The organism is Brooklawnia sp. (assembly GCF_049651565.1).
Lineage (GTDB): Bacteria > Actinomycetota > Actinomycetes > Propionibacteriales > Propionibacteriaceae > Brooklawnia.
This window is the reverse complement of sequence record NZ_JBASCI010000243.1, coordinates 1-3,587: the sequence shown is the minus strand read 5'-3', so window position 1 is coordinate 3,587 and position 3,587 is coordinate 1. Positions and strand designations below refer to the sequence as shown.

3 protein-coding genes and 1 tRNA gene are annotated in these 3,587 nt (G+C 68.6%); all 4 read right to left on the bottom strand.

Going from position 1 to position 3,587, the window contains the following annotated elements; genetic code table 11:
• Window positions 1–395 precede the first annotated feature (395 nt).
• Window positions 396–471 (bottom strand) — tRNA-Thr (locus WBL05_RS11515).
• 97 nt (window positions 472–568) lie between these two features.
• On the bottom strand, window positions 569–2,203 hold the full coding sequence (locus WBL05_RS11510) for an alpha/beta hydrolase (RefSeq protein WP_424226055.1): 1,635 nt from the start codon (window positions 2,201–2,203) through the stop codon (window positions 569–571).
• Entirely contained in the window at window positions 2,200–2,829 is a 630-nt protein-coding gene (gene ricT / locus WBL05_RS11505; protein WP_424226054.1) for a regulatory iron-sulfur-containing complex subunit RicT, read from the bottom strand. The genes WBL05_RS11510 and ricT overlap by 4 nt, the downstream gene beginning before the upstream one ends.
• Before the next feature lie 82 nt (window positions 2,830–2,911).
• A partial coding sequence (locus tag WBL05_RS11500) for a DoxX family protein (RefSeq protein WP_424226052.1) occupies window positions 2,912–3,587 on the bottom strand: 676 nt, incomplete at its 5' end.

Sequence of the window (3,587 nt, the reverse complement as noted above, 5' to 3'; positions counted from 1 at the left end):
GCGGGTCGACCTCGTGTCCAGCCACGCGCTGTGACTTACCAGAGCCGCTCCGACGGCCAAAGTGATGGCGACCCGCCCGTCCCGCTCATCCCAAACTGAAACACGCCTTCTTCAGCAGTCTCCTAGTCGAAGAACTTCAGGATGTGGGTCGCGACCACCACCAGCTCGTCGCGCTGGTTGCGGATCTCGATCGTCCCGAAGCTCTTGTTGGCATCCTGGTCGACCTCGCTGATCTCGCACCGTCAGGGTGTCACCGAGCGTCATCCCGCCAGTGAACCGGACACTGTCCTGGTGAAGGTGGCCACTTCGCCCACCCCAAGGTGCCTGATCATGGCTGCTCCTTCGTTCCACAGCGATGTCCGATGACGCCGGACCGCGGAATAGGTCACCTTGGTTGGAGCCACCTTGGGGAATCGAACCCCAGACCTACGCTTTACGAGAGCGTCGCTCTACCGACTGAGCTAAGGTGGCGCGCCGACCCGGGAAGTCGACGCCGCAACTATACCGATACCCCGCTGTCGCGGCGAAACAGCCGGACGGTGGTCCACCGGGGGCGGGAATGTGCTTCTCAGCCGTCGGTGCAGATGGTGCCTTCAGCGGGGACCGCGCCGGTTGTGAAGTAATCCGTGACGATGCCGTCCATGCAGGCGCTACCCGAAGCGTAGGCACCGTGCCCGGGCGCATCCCGCACCACCAGCACCGCCGAGGCCAGCTCTTCGGCCATGATCTCGGCGTTGCGGTACGGGGTCGCCGAGTCGCCGGTGTTCTGGATCACCAGCAGCGGCGGCGCGCCCGCGCCGGTGAAGTCGATCTGCGGGGCAGGCCTGGCCGTCCACAGCGGGCAAACCAGGTCGGGGCCGAACAGCGGCCCGAAGATCGGGGCCAACTCGGTGTCGCGGCCGGTCCAGGTGTCGAACGCCGCCTGCACACCATCGTCGGTTTCGTCGACGCACCGGATGGCGGGAAATGCGTAGGTGAGGCCGCCGTAAGTGCCGTCCGGGTTGCGCTCGTTCAGCAGGTCAGCGGCCTCCAGCAGGTAGCTGCCGTCGCCGAAGGTCAGGGTGTACTCCAGCAACTGGGCCAGGTAGGGGTAGATCTCGGCGCCGAAGTAGAAGTGCAGCACCAGTCCGGTCAGCGCCAGCGATTGGGTGAGCGGACGCTCCGGATCCGTGGTGGGCAGCGGGGCGGCGTCCAGGCCGGTGATGAAGGTGACCACCTCGTCGACGACCTCCTGCTCGGTGCCGGCCAGCCGGCACTGCTGGGAGTTCTGTTCGCACCAGGCCGCGAAGTTGCGCAGGCTGAGGTCGAAGCCCTGGGCCTGGATGACGTCGGAGTCCGGCGTCAGGTTCACAGCCGAGTCCAGCACCACCCGGCCGACGTTCTCGGGGTACAACTCCGCGTACACCGCGCCGAGGAAGGTGCCGTAGCTGACGCCGTAGAAGTTGAGTTGCGCCTCGCCGAGCAGGTGCCGGGCCAAGTCGTAGTCGTGCATCGCCTCGATGGTGGAGATGTGGTCAAGCAGGCGTCCGGAGTTGCGCCGGCACTGACCGTTGAACTGCTGTTGGCCGGCGATCAGCGCGTCCCGCTCGGCCTGGTCGTCGGGGGTGGCGTCCAGCAGGTAGTAGTCGTCGGTCTGCTCACCGGTGCCGCAAACGACGGGAGTTGATTCGCCGGACCCGCGGGAGTCGAGGCCGATGATGTCGAAACTCTCCAGGCCAGTGGTGTCGAAGCTGGGCACGTACTCCTGTGCCGACGAGCCCGGGCCGCCCGGGTTGATGAACAGGACGCCATGGCGTTCCGGCGCGGACGCCGGCTTCATCCGCATCGCGAGGGTGATGGCCTGCCCGTCGGGATCGGACCAGTCGAGAGGCGCCCGGAAGGTGACGCAGCGGAACTCGTCACACTGGGTCCACCGCAGCTTCTGGTCGAGGTAGCGGCTGTAGCCGCTCCCGGCGGGCGGCCGGGTGAACCCGGGCGGTTGTGCGTCCGAGTCGTCGGGGGCCGGCCGATCCGGCGGGTCGGGCGCCGGATAGGTGTGGTCGATGGCGGGCAACGTGTACCCCGGCGACGGCGAGTCGTTCGTCCCCGACCTGTCGGGCACGCAGCCAGTCAACAGCAGCAGCATCACCACGACCATGGCCGGGCCACGCCTGGCCAGCGCTGCCACCCGGACGCCGAAGGGCCTAGCTGCCCTTCCGGTCATCCACGAGCTCCGCATTCACCGTACGTCAGGCAGCACATCGGGCGTCCACACGCCCCCAGACCGGCACTGTGCAGCATCCGGCCGGAACTGCCAGGGACCGGCTTGACCGCCTGCAGGCAGGTGGTGCAGCAGCTGGGCCGTCCGCAGGAACCGATATCGCTGACCAGCATGGCGGCGTCCCGTTCGGCGACCTGACGCAGGTCGAGACGGCACTGCAGCGCGCGGCCCAGGTCGGACAGCATGGCCCGGAAGTCGACGCGTTCGGGAGCCGAGTAGTAGATGACCGCCAACGGCTGGCCGGAATCGGACTGCTGGTGGTCGACGGCGAGGACGCGCATCGGCAGGTTGTGCCGCTTGATCAACGCCCGCGCCGCGACCGCGATCTCGGCCCGGCGAACGCGGTCGGTGTGTTCCCTGGTCAGGTCCTCCTGAGACGCCGGGCCGGCGCAGACCGGGGCGTCCTGAGCGGCGTCGGACTGGCCGGACCAGGCGACGGTACCGATGATGTGGCCGCCCTCGGCCGGGTAGCGCACCCGGTCGCCGAAGCCGAAGCTCTGGCCTTCACGCAGCCGCAGCAGGTGCAGGGTTCCGTACGGCTGGAACCGCACCCCCACAACCGGTGTCATGCCCAGTACCCTAGTGCACCCAGCCAACCGCATGACACCGCTCCCCTGGAGGCGGGTCGCACATCAACCGGGTTGAGTTAGGTCAATCTTGCCTGTGCACAGCCTTGCGACGGCGCCGGATGCGGGCGTCCGCGCTCCAGCCGCCCGCGCCGAGCAGGACCAGCACCAGGCACAGCACCGTGATGAAGACCTCCCGGTCGCCATAGAAGCCGAACTGGCCCTCCAGGAACGGACTGAACGGACCGAACCGGAACAACGCCAGGAAGGCGACCAGGAAGGCCGCCAGGATGCCGGCGAAGGCCCGGGTCGCGACGCCGAACAGCAGGAAGAGCGCTACCGCGAACATCGCGATCCCGGCACTCCAGCTCATCCAGGACGTCATCGCCGACGGGATCCCGACGTCGGTCAGCACGTCGGTGACCGCCTGGCGGTCGACCAGCACCTGCCAGCCGAGGATGCCGATCCAGCCGGCCACGGTCAACCGCACCAGCAGCAGCGCCAGCGCGCCCAGCGGCTGGTCGGTGCTGCGCCGGGTGACGGTGATGACCTCGGGTTCGGAGACCTCGACGGTGCGCACACCCAACTGCTCGTCCCGCAGCGCGCGCTGCTGGACGCGGGCCACTGCGGCCTGCCGGTCGATCTCCTCCTGCTCCAGCCGCACCTGCAGGGCGGCGGCCTCGGCCTTCGCCTTGGCCTCCGCGCGGGCGGCCTCCAGTTCGGCGCGGGTCTTCTCGGCAGCCCGTCGGGTGGCCTCGGCC

Excerpts from the sequence above, each read along its gene's own strand:
- WBL05_RS11510 (WP_424226055.1), bottom strand. The coding sequence starts at position 2,203 with ATGACCGGAAGGGCAGCTAGGCCCTTCGGCGTCCGGGTGGCAGCGCTG.
- ricT (WP_424226054.1), bottom strand. The coding sequence starts at position 2,829 with ATGACACCGGTTGTGGGGGTGCGGTTCCAGCCGTACGGAACCCTGCAC.